20 protein-coding genes are annotated in these 17,008 nt (G+C 62.6%); 7 read left to right on the forward strand and 13 right to left on the reverse strand.

Translation table 11 applies throughout. From position 1 onward, the window contains the following. Positions 1-101: 101 nt before the first annotated feature. A complete protein-coding gene (locus CGZ66_RS32480) occupies positions 102-419 on the reverse strand; it encodes a quinone oxidoreductase family protein (RefSeq protein WP_245331339.1) in 318 nt (105 codons plus the stop codon). Between the two features lie 90 nt (positions 420-509). On the opposite strand from CGZ66_RS32480, the gene CGZ66_RS32485 reads away from it, so the two are divergent. Then, positions 510-908 carry a winged helix-turn-helix transcriptional regulator gene (locus CGZ66_RS32485; protein ID WP_095090782.1) on the forward strand — a complete coding sequence of 133 codons (399 nt, stop codon included), beginning with the start codon at positions 510-512 and terminating at the stop codon, positions 906-908. A gap of 93 nt (positions 909-1,001) precedes the next feature. On the opposite strand, the gene CGZ66_RS32490 is transcribed toward CGZ66_RS32485, so the two are convergent. After that, positions 1,002-1,379 (reverse strand): flagellar export protein FliJ, encoded by a 378-nt coding sequence (locus tag CGZ66_RS32490; RefSeq protein WP_095090783.1) that lies wholly within the window; start codon positions 1,377-1,379, stop codon positions 1,002-1,004. A gap of 452 nt (positions 1,380-1,831) precedes the next feature. On the opposite strand from CGZ66_RS32490, the gene ctrA reads away from it, so the two are divergent. Further along, positions 1,832-2,527: a response regulator transcription factor CtrA gene (ctrA, locus tag CGZ66_RS32495; RefSeq protein WP_006203583.1), complete on the forward strand. Its 696-nt coding sequence runs from the start codon at positions 1,832-1,834 to the stop codon at positions 2,525-2,527. Between the two features lie 218 nt (positions 2,528-2,745). Continuing rightward, positions 2,746-4,257, forward strand: coding sequence for an IS66 family transposase (locus CGZ66_RS32500; protein WP_206073779.1), 1,512 nt, complete (start codon positions 2,746-2,748; stop codon positions 4,255-4,257). Positions 4,258-4,399: 142 nt separating this feature from the next. Here the strand turns inward: CGZ66_RS32500 and CGZ66_RS32505 are convergent, their stop codons facing one another. Then, positions 4,400-4,768: a response regulator gene (locus CGZ66_RS32505; protein ID WP_095090784.1), complete on the reverse strand. Its 369-nt coding sequence runs from the start codon at positions 4,766-4,768 to the stop codon at positions 4,400-4,402. A 244-nt stretch (positions 4,769-5,012) separates the two neighbouring features. Continuing rightward, on the reverse strand, positions 5,013-5,642 hold the full coding sequence (chpT, locus tag CGZ66_RS32510; RefSeq protein WP_095091686.1) for a histidine phosphotransferase ChpT: 630 nt from the start codon (positions 5,640-5,642) through the stop codon (positions 5,013-5,015). A 341-nt stretch (positions 5,643-5,983) separates the two neighbouring features. Here chpT and CGZ66_RS32515 point away from each other — a divergent pair, with 341 nt between their 5' ends. Further along, a complete protein-coding gene (locus CGZ66_RS32515; RefSeq protein WP_425352333.1) occupies positions 5,984-6,619 on the forward strand; it encodes a DUF1134 domain-containing protein in 636 nt (211 codons plus the stop codon). A gap of 107 nt (positions 6,620-6,726) precedes the next feature. Beyond that, a complete protein-coding gene (locus tag CGZ66_RS32520; RefSeq protein ID WP_095090786.1) occupies positions 6,727-7,863 on the forward strand; it encodes a coiled-coil domain-containing protein in 1,137 nt (378 codons plus the stop codon). A gap of 2 nt (positions 7,864-7,865) precedes the next feature. Here CGZ66_RS32520 and CGZ66_RS32525 read toward each other — a convergent pair whose 3' ends face one another. The 6 genes from CGZ66_RS32525 to CGZ66_RS32550 all read right to left on the reverse strand — a co-directional run bounded on the left by CGZ66_RS32525 (position 7,866) and on the right by CGZ66_RS32550 (position 12,691). Then, on the reverse strand, positions 7,866-8,669 hold the full coding sequence (locus CGZ66_RS32525; protein WP_095090787.1) for a TrmH family RNA methyltransferase: 804 nt from the start codon (positions 8,667-8,669) through the stop codon (positions 7,866-7,868). Between the two features lie 168 nt (positions 8,670-8,837). Then, positions 8,838-9,182: an ArsR/SmtB family transcription factor gene (locus CGZ66_RS32530; protein ID WP_095091687.1), complete on the reverse strand. Its 345-nt coding sequence runs from the start codon at positions 9,180-9,182 to the stop codon at positions 8,838-8,840. A 141-nt stretch (positions 9,183-9,323) separates the two neighbouring features. Further along, on the reverse strand, positions 9,324-10,121 hold the full coding sequence (locus CGZ66_RS32535) for a HugZ family pyridoxamine 5'-phosphate oxidase (RefSeq protein ID WP_167392342.1): 798 nt from the start codon (positions 10,119-10,121) through the stop codon (positions 9,324-9,326). A 30-nt stretch (positions 10,122-10,151) separates the two neighbouring features. Continuing rightward, the gene (locus CGZ66_RS32540; protein WP_095090788.1) at positions 10,152-11,324 is read right to left on the reverse strand and encodes a CaiB/BaiF CoA transferase family protein; all 1,173 of its coding nucleotides are present in this window, start codon (positions 11,322-11,324) and stop codon (positions 10,152-10,154) included. Between the two features lie 6 nt (positions 11,325-11,330). Beyond that, positions 11,331-12,092: a 3-hydroxyacyl-CoA dehydrogenase gene (locus CGZ66_RS32545; RefSeq protein WP_095090789.1), complete on the reverse strand. Its 762-nt coding sequence runs from the start codon at positions 12,090-12,092 to the stop codon at positions 11,331-11,333. Positions 12,093-12,154: 62 nt separating this feature from the next. Beyond that, the gene (locus CGZ66_RS32550) at positions 12,155-12,691 is read right to left on the reverse strand and encodes a GNAT family N-acetyltransferase (protein WP_095091689.1); all 537 of its coding nucleotides are present in this window, start codon (positions 12,689-12,691) and stop codon (positions 12,155-12,157) included. Between the two features lie 270 nt (positions 12,692-12,961). Here CGZ66_RS32550 and CGZ66_RS32555 point away from each other — a divergent pair, with 270 nt between their 5' ends. Beyond that, positions 12,962-13,951: a glutathione S-transferase family protein gene (locus CGZ66_RS32555; protein ID WP_095090790.1), complete on the forward strand. Its 990-nt coding sequence runs from the start codon at positions 12,962-12,964 to the stop codon at positions 13,949-13,951. 1 nt (position 13,952) lies between these two features. Here CGZ66_RS32555 and CGZ66_RS32560 read toward each other — a convergent pair whose 3' ends face one another. Then, on the reverse strand, positions 13,953-14,450 hold the full coding sequence (locus tag CGZ66_RS32560) for an NUDIX domain-containing protein (protein ID WP_095090791.1): 498 nt from the start codon (positions 14,448-14,450) through the stop codon (positions 13,953-13,955). Between the two features lie 52 nt (positions 14,451-14,502). Between CGZ66_RS32560 and CGZ66_RS32565 the strand changes: the two genes are divergently transcribed. Next, the gene (locus CGZ66_RS32565) at positions 14,503-15,432 is read left to right on the forward strand and encodes a metallophosphoesterase family protein (protein WP_095091690.1); all 930 of its coding nucleotides are present in this window, start codon (positions 14,503-14,505) and stop codon (positions 15,430-15,432) included. Here the strand turns inward: CGZ66_RS32565 and CGZ66_RS32570 are convergent. Next, positions 15,416-16,033 carry a hypothetical protein gene (locus CGZ66_RS32570; protein WP_095090792.1) on the reverse strand — a complete coding sequence of 206 codons (618 nt, stop codon included), beginning with the start codon at positions 16,031-16,033 and terminating at the stop codon, positions 15,416-15,418. The two genes, CGZ66_RS32565 and CGZ66_RS32570, sit on opposite strands and share 17 nt — an antisense overlap. Positions 16,034-16,148: 115 nt before the next feature. Then, positions 16,149-16,952 (reverse strand): alpha/beta fold hydrolase, encoded by an 804-nt coding sequence (locus tag CGZ66_RS32575; RefSeq protein WP_095090793.1) that lies wholly within the window; start codon positions 16,950-16,952, stop codon positions 16,149-16,151. Between the last annotated feature and the right edge of the window lie 56 nt (positions 16,953-17,008).

Raw genomic sequence — 17,008 nt, forward strand, 5'->3', positions numbered from 1 at the left:
GCACACATCCTCCACACTCGGCGGCCTGCAAAGGCCGCCTTTTTGTTCCGTCCACAAGCACCAAACGCTTGTCGTCGTTTAGACGCGCTTTTGAAAAGCCATCAACACACAGCCGCCAGTTCGGCGTAAGCGGCGGCCTGCTTGGGGAAGCGCGGCATGCCGAACACCTCGTCGCCGACCTTGAAGCCGGTGACGCCGGCGCCCAGCGCCTCGATGGTTCCCGAGATATCCCAGCCCAGGATGAAGGGTGGCTCGCCGAGCAGGGGGTAATAGCCGGCGCGGACGGAGCCATCGACCGGATTGATGCCGGCTGCCTTGACACGGACCAGCACCTCGCCGGCCTTTGGCGTAGGGTCGGGCTGATTGGCAGTGACCAGGACGTCGGGTCCGCCGACAGATTTCTGGATAACGGCACGCATGGGATGTTCTCCTGCTTGGTTGGTGCCACTATCATTTGGATAGTAATAGTCCCTTGTCCAGTATGTACCTGAATGATATATAGGTACCTCATGGATAGTGAAGATGTGTCTCCTTTCGGCTATGATGCGTACCGGCGCACGTGTGCTTCGCACACCGTGCTCGAGATGCTGGCCAGCAAATGGGTCTATCTGGTGGTTTGTGCGCTGCGCAAAGGCCGGTTGCGCAATGGCGAGCTTGCCCGCAAGCTCGAAGGCATCACGCCGAAGATGCTGACGCAGACATTGCGCGTGCTTGAGCGCGACGGTCTGGTGCGGCGCGAGATCTTCCCGGTCATTCCGCCGCGCGTCGAATATGAATTGACTGAGCTTGGCCAGAACCTGGCGGGACTGCTCAACCAGATCAGGTCGTGGTCGGAACAGCATGCGCCGGACATCAAGGAGGCCAGGGCGCGGGCGACTGCTGAAAATGAAGGCGACTGGGCCGCCTAGCTTCGATCCGAGTCTTTCGTAGCCGTCCGGCAAAGGCCGGAAGCGGGATTTTGCGCTCGCCGGCAAGCGCCGACGTCGCGGACAGGCCGGACTTCAGCCGATCATGGCGCTGCGGCCGCCGACCTCGGCCTCGCGAATCTTGGTGTCGCGTGATTCGAGCATCTCAGCCTTGGAAAGCTCCGCTTCAGCTTCGCCGAGTAATGATTCGGCAGTGCTTCGCTGGTGGGCGAGGTCGCTTTGCGAATTTCTAAGGTTGTCGCGACGTAAACGCGCCGCCTTGGCAAAGGTCGGATAGGCAAAATGGTTGATGTCGGTGATGCCGGCTTTCTTTTCTTCGGCGGTGATCTGAAGCTCCAGTTCGACGGCCATGCGTTCGAACTCGGCGATCATCATGTCGAGCTGCAGCAGCTGCCGCCGCTTCTCATTCACCTGAAACTGCTTCAGCCGAACGAGGTTTTCACGTGACTTCATGATTCGGTACTCCCGGAAACGCACACCCGCACATATCGTCCAAACCGCCTGGAAAGGCCCAGGCCTTGCCCGTGTCCACCGGCTTTCCCCGAACTATAGGAAACAAAACCCTAAAGTTTTTTGCCGGCGGTAACCATTCGTTTACGGGCATTGTTAATCATACGGCTCAGGACTTAAGGCCGGGTAAAAATTCCGGCCGCCGATGCGGGAGCCGCGTCAATGAGTCTCTGGAGTCGCTTAGTCCAGGTTGTTAATGTGTTGCATTAGGAATTTGGTTCTGGGATTCGTTATTAGATTCAAGAGGGTGTAGAAAGAGGTTAAAAAATCTGGTACCGTAGTGGACGGGAAATTAGGTTTTGTTAACCATTTGATGGCAGCCTCTGCACAAGGCAACCACTGCTCCGGGTCCGGACGGGTCGTGAAATGGTCCGGCAGCAGAAAAGGGGAATGAAATGCGTGTTCTGCTGATAGAAGATGACAGTGCAACCGCACAAAGCATCGAACTGATGCTGAAATCGGAAAGTTTCAATGTCTACACGACCGATCTCGGTGAAGAGGGTGTCGATCTAGGCAAGCTCTACGACTACGATATCATCCTTCTCGATCTCAACCTGCCTGACATGTCGGGCTATGAAGTCTTGAGAACGCTTCGCCTGTCCAAGGTGAAAACGCCGATCCTCATCCTCTCCGGCATGGCCGGCATCGAGGACAAGGTACGCGGCCTCGGCTTCGGCGCCGACGACTACATGACCAAGCCGTTCCACAAGGATGAGCTGGTCGCCCGCATTCATGCCATCGTGCGGCGCTCAAAGGGCCATGCCCAGTCGGTCATCACTACCGGCGACCTGGTGGTCAACCTCGACGCCAAGACCGTTGAAGTCGGCGGCCAGCGCGTGCACCTCACCGGCAAGGAATATCAGATGCTGGAGCTGCTCTCGCTGCGCAAGGGCACCACACTGACCAAGGAAATGTTCCTCAACCATCTCTATGGCGGCATGGACGAGCCCGAGCTGAAGATCATCGACGTCTTCATCTGCAAGCTGCGCAAGAAGCTCGACGCGGCATCCGGCGGCCAGAACTACATCGAAACGGTCTGGGGTCGTGGCTATGTGCTGCGCGAACCGGAAGACATCCGCGTCAGCGCCTGAGCAGCGAGCAGCGTCCGAACTTTTCTTCGACAAAAAACCCGGCTCCGGCCGGGTTTTTTCGTGATGGGGTAACCGGGGCAAAACCGGTGGCGGACGCGGCGTTATGACTCGGGTGTATCGGGTTGGGGTGGGTGGCGGTTTGGCGGGCGGCGTGATTCCATCGGGCCATGGCGGAGCCACCAGATTCTCGAACGCTGACCCCTGCGGACCTGCTCGACATGATCCTGCAGTTGCGGGCAGAGGTCGCCGGGCTTCGCGCCGAGAATGCGGCTCTGAAGGATGAGATCCGGCGTCTGAAAGGTCTACCGCCGCGCCCGACGCTGAAGCCGAGCGGGATGGAGCAGTCGTCCAAGCGGAATTCACCTGCGGCAACGGGTCCGAAGCGACGTGGCTCGAGCCGGGCGGTCGTCACCGAAGAGCGCCGTCTTTGTTATGAGCCGCCACCGGGCTCGCAGTTTGTGGGGCGGACAAGCTTCGTGGTGCAGGATCTGACGATTGGGGTGCGGGTGGTCCGCTATCATCGGGACCGCTGGCGTTTGCCGGATGGCCGGATCGTCGTCGCTCCGCTGCCGGACGGGGTCGACGGGCACTTCGGTTTGGAGCTTCGGCGTCTGGTGCTGTCGCTTTATCACCAGGGTCAATCGACCGTGGAGCGGATCGTCGCGTTGCTGCGCGACTTCGGCGTGTCGATCTCCAAGCGCCAGGTCGTGCGGATCCTGACCAGCAAGATCGACGCCTTTGTCGCCGAAGCGAAGCAGGTTCTGACGGCCGGGCTCGCTTCGGCCGGTTGGGTCAGCGTCGACGACACCGGGGCCCGCCATGGCGCGGTCAATGGCGTGTGCACGCAAATCGGCAATGACCGGTTCGCCGTGTTCACGACCACCCAGTCGAAGAGCCGGCTGAACTTCCTGCGGCTCCTGCACGGCGGGTCGGCCCGGTGGGTCCTGAACGCCGCCTCACGCGCCTACATGCTGGAGCGCGGGCTGCCGGTGATCACGACGGATCTTCTGCATGCCGGGCGCGAGCCGTCCGGGTTCGAGGACGCGGCGTCATGGGACGCCCATCTGCTCGCCCATGGCCTGGAGCCCAAGGATGGCCCTCTGGACCCGTTCCGCATCGCCAGTGAAGGCGCGTTGTGGGGCGGTCTGACCGAGGCAAAGGCCCTCGACGGCACCGTCATCCTCAGTGATGGGGCGGGCCAGTTCGCAATCGGCGAGCACGCGCGGTGCTGGGTCCACATGGAGCGGCAGATCCATGCCCTCGATAGCTTCACCGACCCGCAGCGCCGCGCCAAGGCCCTGATCCAGAGCCGGATCTGGTGGCTCTACAACGACATCAAGGCGTGGTGTCTGGATCCCACGCCCCGAAGAGCCAGGGAACTGGCCCGGCGGTTCGACCGGATCGTCGGCATGAAGACCAGGTTCGTGACCCTCGACCGTCTGCTCGCGCGCATCCGGACCGACCGCCAAAGCTTCCTGAGGATCCTCCGACGCCCGGACATTCCGCTCCACACCAACGGCTCGGAGAACGATATCCGCAGCGTGGTGACCCGCCGCAAGATCAGCGGCGGAACCCACAGTGACCAGGGCCGTGCTGCCCGCGACACCATGCTCAGCATGATGAAGACCTGCAACAAGCTCGGTGTCAGCTTCTGGGATTATCTCGGCGATCGCCTCGGCATCCCTGGCAGCAAGATCCTACCGCTTCCCGTTCTCGTCGCCGCTCAGTGAACCCCAACAGCAGATCGACCCGCTCAAACGCCACCGGTTTTGCCCCGGTTACGTGATGGGCTGATAACTATTTGTTTTGACGCAATTTTGGACGGAAAACCGTCACACATTCTTCCTGGAAGATTGCCCCCCGCGGTCCGAATCAGGCGGCGATCTTCAAGGTGCGAAAGCGCTCGAGCAGTTGCGGACGGTTGAACGGCTTCAGGAGATAGCCCTGGGCGCCGGCGCGCTTGGCCCGCATGATCGAAGCGATATCGAGCTCGACCAGTGAAATCAGGATCTGCGGCCTTATCGGGCTCTCCATGGCGCGCACGCGGCGGATGAGATCGACCGCCGCCACGTCCGGCAAGGCGCCGTCGACGACGATGATGTCGGGCATGTCGGCCGCGCACATCTCCAGCGCGTCAAGTCCGCTGGCAGCCTCGATGACAACCATGTCGGAGCCGCCCAGGATGCGTTTTGCAACCTTCCTGATGACGCTTGAATCGTCGACGAACATGCAGCGTTTCATTTCCGGGTCCTCTTGCCTGTTGGCAATCCGGTGGCGTCGGGGCATCTGAAAGGCACCATAGGCCGATCTGGTAAAGAAGCCGAAAAGCGTTTAGGTAAAATTTTTGCAAAGATGCCGTTTGTGGGCTGTTCTTCGCAATGCTTCGGCTCGACCAGACCGGTAAAGCTCATCTCACCTCGATCGAAGCGCCGTCGCAGGTATTGCGGATCGAAATACTTGGCTTCTTTAGGGATTGGCGTGGGCTTCAGGCGGCTGAAAGCACGATTTCTTCCGGCGTCGCGTGGATCGAGATCGTCATGTTGGCTTCGCGCGCCAGGAGCAGCGTGTAATAGGGCTGCACGGAATGCGCGTCGATCGGTTCCTCCGGCTTGTGGCCGGAATGCAGTTCGAGGAATTTCGGCGGCACGCGCAGCATCGGGCCGCTCGCCGCAAGCGCGAAACGCGGCTCGGTTTCGAGGTTTTCCAGCGTCACGGAAAGCTTGCCGCCGCGCGGAATGGCGGCGTTGGCGACGAGGAGCAGGTTGAGCAGCAGCTTGACCTTGTTCTTGGGCAGCAGCGCGCGGGTCCCGTTCCAGCTCAGTTCCGGCTTCTCGTTCTTGAGGAAGGCGATGGCGACGGCTTCGGCATCGCCGGTATCGATCAACATGCCGGCCGACCCGGCGGCGCCGAAAGCGATGCGGGCGAACTGCAGGCGGGCAGAAGCGTTGCGGGCGCTCTGGCGGATCAGCTTCATGGCGTCCTCGTCGGCGCCGCCTTCGTCGAGCAGTTCGAGCCCGTTGTTGATCGCGCCGACCGGCGAGATGATGTCGTGGCACACCCGGCTGCACAAAAGTGCCGCCAGATCGGGTGCGGAAAGGGCAAACAGATCGGCCATCGGCGAAAATCCCTGCAAAATTTCATAACTCATGGCCGAGCGATCGATTCGTCGCCTGCCCACACGAATCACGCACTCTCCTCGGGCATCCTGAATACACAGCGCCCGTGCGTGCGGCAACAAATCCGAAATTGTGGTGGCAAATGGCGTGTTCACACAGGCTGCCGACCCACCTGAGCGTCCCAAACAGCCTTTGAACCGCCATGTTCATGTGGGAGCTTAATGGTTGAAAAAGGATTACGGCATAGTTTGCCCGTAACAGTTACCCTTAACGGCCGGCTAAAAGAGCCGTACGGGGTGTGAGGCGTCGGCGAAAGTGCTCCCTGACGGAGATTGGAAGCATGTTTTCCCGATTCTGCGACCGGACTTTTTTCCGTGTCATCCCGGACCGGACTTTTGTCCGTGTCGTCCAAGGCCGGAGCTTTCTCCGTGTCATCTCAATGGCGATGGCGCTCATGGGCGTTCTCGTCTTCTCGACTTCGGCCCTGCGGGCCCAGGAATACACCGCTCAGGAGATTGTCGATTCCGGGCACAAGTTCTTCGGCGCGACGTCGGGCGGGCTGGCCACGGTTATCGAGAAGATTTTTGCTTCCTACGGACTGCCCAACGGCTATCTGCTGGGCGAAGAGGGCTCGGGCGCGCTGATCGGCGGCCTGACCTATGGCGAAGGCACGCTCTACACCAAGAATGCCGGCGATCACAAAGTGTTCTGGCAAGGCCCGTCGCTCGGCTGGGATTTCGGCGGCGAGGGGTCGCGGGTGATGATGCTGGTCTACAATCTCGACGATGTGAGCAACCTCTACAACCGTTATGGCGGCGTCGCCGGTTCGGCCTATGTGGTGGCCGGCGTTGGCTTCAACGTGCTGAAGAACAACAATGTGCTTTTGGTGCCGATCCGCACCGGCGTCGGTGCCCGGCTCGGCGTCAATCTCGGCTATCTGAAGCTCACCGAACGCGCCACGTGGAATCCGTTCTGAGCTAATCCCGTTTCGTTGCGGCAAAGCCTTGCCGCAACGCTGGATTTCCGCCATGTCAACGTGGCACAGTCCAGCATTAGCGGTTGCCGTCCACAACGGGTAGTCACTTGGTCCAATCGGTCCTGTTCTTCGTCCTCGGCTTTCTCTGCGCCGGCTTCCTGGCGCTTATGATTGCTCCGGCCATATGGCGCCGCGCCGTCGCCCTGACGCGCAAGCGCATCGAAGCCTCGATACCTCTGACGCAAACCGAGATCCTGGCCGACAAGGATCGCGTTCGCGCCGAGTACGCCATGTCGACGCGCCGCCTCGAAATCAGCGTCAAGGCGTTGCGCGAGAAGGTGGCCGAACAGCTCGTCGAGATCAGTCGCGGCCACGAGGCGATGAAGGGCCTGGCGATCGAGCGCATGGAGAAGAACCAGGTACTGAGCGAACTGGGGGCCACGAGCGAAATGCTGCGGCAGCGCGAGGACGAGTTGCACCGTCTGTCGGACCGGCTCAAGGAAACTGAACGCAAGCTGGAGAAGCGCGGGCTCGAGCTTGAAAAGCTGGAGAGCATGTATGACGACGCCAGCTTCTCCTCCAGCAGCCGACAGATCGAACTCGTGGCGCGCGAATCCGAGATGCAGAAACTTGCGAGCGACATTGCGTTGCTGCGCGGCCAGCGCAAGGAGGCGGACAGGCGCGGCCAGGAGATCGCGGCCGAAAGCAAGGCTGCACGCGATGCCGTGAAAGCCGAGAAGAAAAAAACCGCCGACCTCGACAAGAAGGTCGAACGGCTGCTGGCCACTCTTGCTGATCGCGAGGACAAGCTCGACCGCCGCGAAAAGGAACTGGCGCGGCTGCGAGAAAAGTCGAAAGCCGAGGATAGCACGCCGGCTCTGCGCCTGGTCGGCAGGGGCTGCGATGTCGCCAAGAGCGATGACGTCGACAAGGCTATCGCCAAGCTCGACAGCGACCGTGAGCGGCTCGAGGCGAGGCTGACGGTGCTGGCGCGCGAGAACAAGCAGCTGAAGGCGGATCTCACCGCGTTGGTCGTGTCCAATCCCGCGGATGGCAGCTCCGCCTTGCGCGAGCAGATGAACGAACTGGCAGCGGAGGTCGTCCATCTGACGGCCAAGCTCGAGGGACCTGATTCGCCGATCGCCAAGGCATTGACAGTACCGTCGGATGCACGCTCCGGCAACGGTGAGCGCAGTCTTGCAGATCGCGTGCGGGCGCTGCAGGAAGCGGACGCAGCAAGCTGAAATCAGTTCCTGTTTGCCGAGAAATGATGCAGCGCGATGGCTGACGCCGCTGCGACGTTCAGGCTGTCGAAACCCTTCGACATGGTGATCCGCACCGTTTGCAAGCGCGCGAGCAGGCTTTCGGGCAGCCCTTCGCCCTCGGTGCCGAGATAGAGCGCAAGGCGCTCGCTCCGCCGCGCATCGCGAATGTCGGTGTGCCCGCCCGGCGACAGCGCAAACTGGCCATAACCGCGGCGGTCAAGCGTTGCCGTGAAGCCGGCGGCGTCGGTGAACGACGCGAAGGGAATTTTGAGCGCGGCACCGACGGAAACCCGGATCGCCTTGCGGTAGAGCGGATCGCAGCATGTCGCGTCCATGAGCACCGCATCGGCGCCAAAGGCGGCGGCGTTGCGAAGGATCGAACCCATATTGTCGTGGTTGGCGATGCCGACAAGCACCACGATCAGCGCCTGGGCCGGCAAGGCATCGAGCAAGGCCTCGGCGGATTGCGGTGTCCCCTTGCGACCGATGGCCAGGATGCCGCGATGCATATGAAACCCGGCGATTGCATCCATCACCGCACTGGTGGCAACATAGACCGGCAGGTCCGCCGGCGCCTTGTTCAGGATGCCTTCGAGGCCGGCCAGCCGGTTTTCCAGGACCAGCACCGATTCGGTGCCAAAACGCCCAGACGAGAGCAGCAGGTCGAGCACCACCTTGCCTTCGGCGACGAAGCGGCCTTGCCGGCCGGCGAGGTCTCGCTCGCGGATATCGAGATAGGCGGCAACGCGCGGGTCTTGCGGGTCGACGATGCGAATGGGATCCATGCATTCCTCGCGGTCACCGCAGCGGCCCGAAAATCCGCACGGGATTGCCGGCGCCCATCGTTGGCCAGGAAGCACGATGCGATAATTCAGGACGATCAGCTACCTCTGTGCGCCGGATGAACGCACATCGCCCTGAAAGCGTCGCGAGGTAAGTGGCTACAGGACAGGTCAGGTTCCGGCACGGCGCAAACGGTGCGCCATCTGGGAGAGGTCCTCCTTGCCGCTGCCGAAAATGCCGTCCAGCATGCCGAGCAGTTCGCGCACGGCATCCGATTTGCAGGAATAGTAGATCATCTGCCGGTCGCGACGGGTGTCGACGAGGTCGAGCGCCCGCAACTTGGCCAGATGCTGCGATAGGGCGGATTGACTGAGCATCACCTTCTCGGCGATGGAGCCGACCGACATTTCACCGTCGATCAGATGGCTCATGATCAACAGCCGTTTCTCATTGCCCATCAGCATGAGAAATTCGGCTGCCGATCCGGCATTGGCGATTAGCTTAGACGAGACCATCGATCCCCCATGCTTTTTGATCATCCTGACGCCATGGGGGCAATGGCATCTGATTCCATAAACTCAGTTGCGTATGGCCGCTGCGATTCAGCGTCACTGACAAAAGGTAGAGCATTTCCTTCAAATCTCAAGTGTTGCTTTTTATCTAATGTCATTAAGTCCAGTCTCGGCGTCGGCAGCGGCCCGCCCGGTTCTGGCCATTTCGACCAGAACCGGGCGCAATTCGCGTGCCGCCGGCAAAGGTTGCGGGAAGAAAACCCGGCAAACATCGTCACCCGACACCAGATCCATGCCATCGGCGTCGAATCCGGCAATAATCCAGCCGTTGGCGGACACTTTCGCGAAATGCTGTGCATAAACGGCAATCGCGTCGACATGATCGGCGTTCATATGGTCGATGGCGGATTGTTCGCTCGCCGCCAGTTCCTCGACGATCGCTCCGCTGCTGAGCAGATCCGGTCGATCGAGCTGATAGGCCTTGCCGAAGCCGCCGTTGAGGCTGGCGCGTTGCGGCTCGAGGCGGAAGATCGAAAAGTCGCCGAGACCGGCATAGAGTTTCGCCTTGGGATTGCGGTTGAGATAACGGCGCTCGCTGCCGGCGTGCTCACTCGATCCGCGCTCAAGCCGTTTCGCCTGGCACACCAGTGACAGGCGCGGGTGCGCCAGCGGGTCGCCCTTGCCGGGTTCGCCAAGCAACAGGGAACAGCGCGCATCGGCAAGCAGCGCGCCGGTGTGCGCCGAGAGCAACGACACCAGGATCAGCGGCGCGCCGTCGATGTCGGTGGCCACGCCGACCCTGCTGGCCAGCGGCGAACCTGTCTGTGGTTCGATCACCGCCAGCGCACCAAAGCGGGCGCTGCGCAGAAGTGTCTTGGCCAGTCGGATCGCCTCGGCATCCGTCTCGCGGATCACGTCCTTCTTCGGTTCGTCCAAAGGCATCACCACAATAAGTTGATCTTACTTCTCCGCTTATCTGTCAAACAAACCGCATTTGACAAGGTCGTCAATCTCGTTTTTCGAAAACCCGATACGTTCAAGCACTGTCGACGGGACGAGATCGTTGTCGGCGGGCTTGGTCGCAACTGTCGGCCGCGAGCCGGAGAAACGCGGCGCCGGGGCCGGGCGCTCAAATCCACCCGCCGCTACAAAGGCATTGCGCGCCCGATTGTGTGGGTGATGCTTCGCCTCCTGCAGCGACAGGACGGGGGCAACGCAGGCATCGGTTTCGGCAAACAGCCGATCCCAGTCGTCACGCGATTTCTGCCGGACCCGGACGGCAATCGCCGCGCGCATCGGTGGCCACAGTGCCTTGTCGTACTGGCCGCGTACAAAGCGCTCGTCGAGCGGCAGCAGACTGGCGAAATCGGCGAAGAATTGCGGCTCGAGGCAGCCGATGGCGACATGGCGTCCGTCTGATGTCTCATAGGTGTCGTAGAAGGGGGCGCCGGAATCGAGCAGGTTCGCACCACGCCTGTCGCTCCACAAGCCGGCCGCCATGAGCGCATGCAGGGGTGCCGCCAGCATCGAGGCGCCTTCGACCATCGCGGCGTCGATGACCTCGCCCTTGCCCGTGCGCGAACGTTGGAAAAGGGCGGCCAGCACGCCGGCGACCAGCATCATGGCGCCGCCAGCATAGTCGGCGACGAGGTTGAGCGGCGGGACGGGACGGCCGCCGGCGTGGCCAACTGCGTGCAGCAGGCCCGAGTAGGCAAGGTAGGTGATGTCGTGGCCGGCGCGGCCTGCGAGCGGCCCGTCCTGGCCGAAGCCGCTCATGCGGCCGTAGATCAGCGCCGGATTGCGCGCCAGCACCGCTTCCGGGCCGAGCGCCAGCCGCTCCATGACACCGGGGCGAAACCCTTCGAGCAACATGTCCACCTTTTCGGCAAGGCGCAGCATCAGATCGGCGCCTTCCCGGCGTTTCAGGTCGATGCGCAGGATGGCGCGGCCGTGACGGTCGATGTTGTATTCATCCGACATCGACGGGAGAGGCCGGCTCGCCCCCGCCCGTTCGACGCGCAGAACTTCGGCGCCCATCTCCGACAGCATCAGGCCGGCCAGCGGCACGGGACCAAGCCCGGCCATCTCGATCACCTTCAGTCCGGCGAGCGGACCGGTCTTCCCGGCTGACAGACCGGCGCCCATGACCGGCTATTTCGGCGCCATGCGAATGGCGCCGTCGAGACGAATGGTCTCGCCATTCAACATCTGGTTCTCGATGATGTGCAGGGCAAGCGCCGCATATTCGGATGGCTCGCCCAAACGGGACGGGAAGGGCACGGCGGCGCCCAGCGAATCCTGCACGTCCTGCGGCATGCCGGCCATCATCGGCGTCTTGAAGATGCCGGGCGCGATGGTGCAGACGCGGATGCCGGAACGGGCGAGATCGCGCGCCACCGGCAGTGTCATGCCGACGACGCCGCCCTTGGAGGCTGCATAGGCGGCCTGGCCGATCTGGCCGTCATAGGCGGCGACCGAGGCGGTGTTGACGATGACGCCACGCTCGCCGCCTTGCAGCGGATCGAGCTTCGCGGCACGGTCGGCGACGAGGCGGATCATGTTGAACGTGCCGATCAGATTGACCTCGATCACCTTGCGGTATTGATCGAGCGGATGCGGGCCATCCTTGCCGATCGTCTTCACGCCGATGGCGATGCCGGCGCAATTGACCAGGATACGCGGCTCGCCAAGCTTGGCCGCGACCTCGGCAAGAGCGGCAGTCCCACTATCGGCGTTGCTGACGTCGCACTGGACGGCAATACCGCCGATCTCGGCCGCGACCTTCGCCGCGCGATCGATACCGACATCGAAGATGGCGACGCGGGCGCCCTTGGCGGCCAACGCGCGCGCCGTTGCCTCGCCAAGACCGGAGCCGCCGCCGGTAATGATCGCGATCTGGCCATTCGGGTTCATGCCGACATCCTTTTAATCTCAGGGACAGTGGGACGGATCAGGCGCCAGATCGGCGGGGAAGGTCAAGCCATCGCTGCTATATGGTCGCCAACCCTGGCCTGATCGGCGTGGCAGACCTCGCCCGAAAGCCTGGCGACCGCGCCCGGCGCGATCTCATGCGACAGCAGCCGGTCGAGATCGACGGGCCGCGGCATCGAGATCTGGCCGCGCGGAATGCGCTTGAAACCGAGCGGTCCGTAGTAGGGCTCGTCACCAACCAGCATCACGGCGGGCGCGCCGGCCTTGGCGGCCGCCTCAAGCGCGATCGCCACCAGCCGGCGGCCGATGCCGAGGTTCTTGAAGGCTGGCCGCACCGCAAGCGGTCCGAGCATCAATGCGCGGCCGGCACCGGCGGCGATGCGGGTCATGCGCACCGAGGCGACGACGAGGTCTCCGTCGACGGCGACGAACGACAGCGAGCGTTCGTGCCCGCCGGCCTCGCGGATCTTGTAGGCGGCCAGCACGAAACGGCCGGGCCCGAAGGCTTCGTCGTTGATCGCTTCGATCTGGAGGTCATGCGCCGGTGTTTCCGGCAGGTATTTCACGTCGGCAAGGCTCATGGTCTTTGCGTTCCGATAGGGAGGAAAGGTTTGCTGCAAACGGCAGCATTCGCCAGTCAGCGCTTCATCAAGCGCGGGCGCCCTTTCGTCGTCGGTCAAACCGGATCAAAGCAAAGTCGAACATGCGGATTGTCCGCTAGCATCAATTTCCGGCCGCTGCAATCGGCGGCTTGATGGTCCACCCGACCGCTTGACGGTCTGTTCAGCACCAGGTGATTCCACGGCGTGGCTTCGTGCCCTACATGGGAAGCAAGCAGGAAAGGACATGCGATGGGATTGCTGGTCGAAGGCAAATGGCAGGACCGCTGGTATGACACCAAGGACAGCGGAGGCAAGTTCGTGCGGACGCATTCGCAGTGGCGCGACTGGATCAGCCGCGACGGGACGCCGCCCGCGGGCCGCAGCCGCAGCTTCAAAGCGGAGCCCGGCCGCTATCATCTCTATGTCTCGCTCGCTTGCCCGTGGGCGCACCGGACGCTGATCTTTCGCGCGCTTAAGAAGCTGGAAGGCATCATTTCGGTGTCGGTGGTGCATCATTTCATGGGCGCCGATGGCTGGACGTTCGTGGCGCAGGATGGTGCGACCGGCGACACGCTCTACGGCCTCGACTTCCTGCACCAGATCTACACCAAGGCCGATCCTGCCTATTCCGGCCGCGTGACGGTGCCGGTGCTATGGGACAAGAAGGAGCAGACCATCGTCTCCAACGAATCCTCCGAGATCATCCGGATGCTGAATTCGGCCTTCGACGAATGGGGCGATGCCAGCCTCGATTTCTACCCCAAGGCACTGCGCGGCGAGATCGATGCGATCAACGCGCTGGTCTATCCGGCCGTCAACAACGGCGTCTATCGCGCCGGCTTCGCCACCACGCAAGGCGCCTATGAGGAAGCGTTCGGCGAGCTGTTCGCGGCGCTCGACACGTTGGAAGACCGCCTCTCAAGGCAGCGTTATCTGGTGGGCGATCACATCACCGAAGCTGACTGGCGGCTGTTCACCACGCTGGTGCGCTTCGACCCGGTCTATGTCGGCCATTTCAAATGCAATCTGCGCCGCATCGCCGACTACCCGAACCTGTCCAACTATCTGCGCGACCTCTATCAGGTGCCGGGCGTCGCCGGGACCGTGAACCTCAATCACATCAAGGCGCATTATTACGGCAGCCACGAGACGATCAACCCGACACGGATCGTGCCGGTAGGGCCGGAACTGGACTATGACGCGCGGCATGACCGGGGACGGTTCAAGAAGGCGGCGTGATCTACCAGTAGGGCGATGGCTGCTCGCCGCCAAAAACCTCGGCGATCCGCCGTAGCGTGGCTGGTGTCGTGCCTTCCGGCAAACGGTCCAGGGGAAAGAAGCCGGACTCGGCGATCTCGTGGTCCGGCAGCTTCGGCGCCGTTTGGCTGAAATGGTCGATCAGATAGAAACCGACATGATCGCGCCGACTGGCGCGACGGTTGAAATGCATCGACCTCAGCGCCGGCGATGAAGTCAGTGTGATGTTGCCTTCCTCGGCCAGTTCGCGCGCCAGTGCCTCACCAAGCGTCTCGCCAATTTCGACGCCGCCGCCGGGAAGCTGCCAGCCCGGCACATAGGTGTGGCGAATGAGGAAGATGGAATTGGATGCCGTGTCGTGGACCAGACCGCGCACGCCGAGCGTCATCGGCCGCCGCAGCACGAAATAGAGATGGAACAACCGGGCCCGGAGGCCCGCCCAACCGGTCTGACGGAAGGTCTTCTCCGGCTCAGTCTCCATCAGGTGCGAAACCGTGGTGGAAAGCGGCGGGCGCGTCGCATATGAAGGATGGATGTTCAGGCTCGCGCATATTTCCGATGTCCATCTGGGGCCGCTCCCCGATGTATCCTATCGCGATCTCGCCTCCAAGCGCGTGCTCGGCTACGTCAACTGGCAGCGCAACCGCCGCCGCCACATGCATGATGCGGTCATCGACGCGATCGTCGCCGACATCAAGGCGAACACGCCTGACCACCTCGCCGTCACCGGTGACCTGGTCAATCTGGCGCTCGACGGCGAGATCGAGATGGCCAGGCACTGGCTGGAGACGCTGGGATCGCCGCAGGATGTCTCGGTCGTTCCTGGAAACCACGATGCCTATGTGCCCGGCGCCTTCGACAAGGTCTGCCGGTCCTGGGCGGCCTGGATGAGTGGCGACGGTGTCAACACGCCGGTCGACCGCAACGCATTCCCCTATCTGCGCGTGCGCGGCGATGTCGCGCTGATCGGCATCTCGACAGCGCGTGCCACGGCGCCGTTCATGGCCAATGGCTTCTTCATGGAGGGTCAGGCGAAACGGCTTGGGAAGCTGCTCGACGCCACGGCCGGGCAAGGGCTGTTCCGCGCGATCATGATCCATCATCCGCCGGTGCGCGGCGCCGTCTCGCAGCACAAGCGGCTGTTCGGCATTGCCCGCTTCCACAAGATCATTCGCCGCCATGGCGCCGAACTTGTCCTGCACGGCCATTCGCATCTGCCGTCGCTGTTCTTCATCGGCAACCGGGGCGCCAAGGTTCCGGTGGTCGGCGTCGCCGCCGCCGGCCAGGCGCCGGGCGGCAAGCACCCGGCGGCGCAGTACAACCTGTTCGACATTGATGGCGAAAAGGGCAATTGGCGGATCCGGCTGACACGGCGCGGCCTGACCGGGCCGTCCACACCGCCATCCGATCTGCAGACGCTGGAGCTTGGCGCGGAGGCCGGTGCGGCTATGGCCGCACGTTGAGAACCATGGCCACGATGCGGTCCCACAACAGGATGACCGACACCACAAGTCCGACCAGAGCGCCGGCGGCGACCAGGCCAAGGCCGGACAGAAACGCCGACCAGGCCTTGCTGCGCGTCTTCGAGCGCAGTGGCGGTTCGGCTTCCGACACATCGGCGCGTGTCAAGCCGGCGAAGGCCGGCTCGACCCCGCCTTCCATCATCTTCTGGCGCTCGACGATCCGCTCGGCAACATAGCGCGTCACCTGATCAGCAACGGGCTTCATGTCGGTCGATTCGGCAAGCACCACCCGGCCGATGCGGGTGTCCCTGAGAAAGCGATAGGTGCGGCGATCGCGCCCCATGGCGACATGGCTGACGGCATCGATCCACAGGCGTGGCTGCAAGCCGGACGAGACGACAAAGTCGAAATTATCCATGTCGACGGGAACATCGGCAAAAACCGGCGCCAGTTCGGCAGCAAGCAGATCGAGGCGCATGCGATGGGCTTCGCGCATGTCGACGACGACGTCGTCGCGGTCGGCGAAGGCATTCTTCACATCACGGACGGCATCCGACAGTTTCCTCGACTGATCGGTGGTCTTCTCGCCTGCTTCCTTCATCGGCGCTCGCCTCGCGGGTTTGGTTAACACGGGGTTAACACAGCCGCCGGTAAAATGCACTGGCGAGAGCAACCGGATCGAGGCGCGTTCAGCAGGCGGTTGTGCGCGAAAAAGGTCAACTGGCAGCAGCGGCGAATTTCTGGCGCTGCGGCCTGGCGCGCCGGTTGGTGTTGCGGCGAATGATCTCGGCGACGAGGTCGGGTGCTTCTTCGGCCAGCATATGGCCGACCTCCAGCACATGGTGGACATGAAAATGCGCAGGCAGATCATCCGCCTGGGTAAAGGGCAACACTGCGTCGTCGGTTCCCCACGCCACCATCACCGGCATGTTCAATCCGTCGAGACGATCGTGCGGGATGACGCCCTGCCGATCGTCCATGGTCATGGCGGTGGCGATCTCGACCAGCTTCGGCACTTGGCCTGGACGTCCGCGCATTCGGCAAAGCAAGTCCATGATACGCTTCTGGGGCGGGCTGTGGGGGCCGGACATGGCGGCAAGGCAGGCGCGGATCTCGGACCGGTCCGCAGCGCCGCCATAGCGGCGCAACAACGGTCCATTGATCTCGGGGCCAAGGCCGCCCGGCGCCAGAAGCGTCAGCGAGGCGACTTTTCCAGGCTCGGCCAGCGCCATCAGCATTGCCACCGCACCGCCCATCGAGTGGCCCACGAGATGAACACGCTTCAGCCTGCGTTCCGAGAGATCGGCGAGCACGGCCCTAGCCGCCACCTTGGCCGGACCGGCTCCGGGAAAATCGAGCGACAGCCCATGCCCCGGCAGATCATAGGCCAGCGTGCGCGTGGCAGGCGCCAGGGAAGAAATCACATCGCGCCAGACATCGTGGCAGCCGCCGAAACCATGCAGCAGGACGATGGCCTTCGAGCCAACACCCTGTTGGGCGACAAAAAGCGATGCGGTCATGAAAGCTGATTTTTTTGTTACTGCAGGATGCGCGACACCAACTGTGGCTGAATTGC

It is taken from the genome of Mesorhizobium sophorae, assembly GCF_002270415.1.
GTDB classification, from domain to species: Bacteria; Pseudomonadota; Alphaproteobacteria; order Rhizobiales; family Rhizobiaceae; genus Mesorhizobium; species Mesorhizobium sophorae.